Genomic DNA, 1395 nt, shown 5'->3' on the forward strand with positions numbered 1-1395 from the left:
ATAGAAATCTTTATGTTCAAAGGCATAAGGAGGTAAAAACCCCATCGCTGGTTTTATCGGCCTGGCTAGTTTACGCCAGTCGACAGATAATCCCGTTTTCCATATATTGCCTAGGCAGGCGATAAATTGGCTATCTTCAGCTTCTTCTGTTGGCTTTGGTAGGGCCGTTATTATATTAAGGTCATCCTTATCTTCCAAGCATTGGCTAAGTAAGTGAGACGCAACACGTCTTGGGCCGCAATCTATAACAATAAGGTTTGACCACTTGCTTAGCTTTTCAGTGCCACCTTTGAACTGTACCGGAGCTACTATCTGGCTAGCCCAGTAGCGAGTGTCGCTTGCTTGTTCATCTGTAATCCAGTCGCCGCTGACACAGGAAATAAATGGGATACTGGGCTTTTTGCAATGAATGCCCTTGAGCTCTGTGATGAAAGCCTGCTCGGCAGGGATCATCATTGGCGAGTGGAAAGCGTGCGAGGTTCTTAGCTTTGTGCAATGAATACTGGCCTTCTCCAGTGCTTCTTTTGCTTGTTCAATATGAACATCTTCACCAGAGAGAGTGAGTGATTCAGGAGTATTTTGAGCTGAAAGAACAACACTATCCGGAATTAAGTGCTTGATTGCGTCAAAGCTGCTTTCTACGGCTAACATGCTACCACTCGCCTGTCTTTGCATGACTCTGCCGCGCGTTAAAACTACTCTAATTGCCGTGTGTAAATCGAATACCCCAGACAAGGTTGCCGCAGCTAGTTCACCAATGCTGTGTCCCATCATTCCGTCGGGTTTGATACCAAGCTCCATTAAACTTGATGCAATAGCATAACCCACCGAAAACAATGCTATTTGCGTGTTCTCAGTAAGGTGAAGGCTTGGATCATCCGAGAATAGGATATGTATGAGATCGACGTTAAATTCGTCTTTGCATATCTCGATGCAGTTATCCAAATGTGCTCTAAAGAGCGGAAGTTCATTGTAGAGCTTCTTACCCATACGATTAACTTGAGTTCCTTGTCCAGGAAACATAAATATAATCTTTGGGTCCTTTGTAGGCGCGTCTGAAGCATTCTTAGTGAACTGTGATAGTTCACTAAGAATGCTGTCTCTAGTTGTTCCTAATATAGCTTGTCGATACTTCAATGCTTGTCGGTGAAAGCAGTAGGTGTTTTTAAGGTGATCGATATCTGTGTCAGTATTTTTTAGTAGAAATGTTTCAAGTTGCCTAGCTTGATCAGCGAGTGATTTGGGTGAATTTGCACTAAGACACAGTGGTAGTTTTGTTGGTGTCTGTGCAGAAGCAGTTGCCGGCTCAGCGTCATACCCAGAGATAATCACATGAGCATTGGTGCCTCCTATGCCAAATGAGCTGATACCTGCATATCGCTGGCCAATTTCCTG

The 1395-nt window shown here is 44.2% G+C and carries 1 protein-coding gene; it reads right to left on the reverse strand.

All coding sequences use genetic code 11. The annotated features are described in order from the left end of the window. Positions 1–1395 (reverse strand): acyltransferase domain-containing protein (locus A3729_RS28145; RefSeq protein WP_156498191.1); only part of this gene is annotated, 1395 nt, incomplete at both ends.

The sequence above is a fragment of the Oleiphilus sp. HI0043 genome (assembly GCF_001634935.1).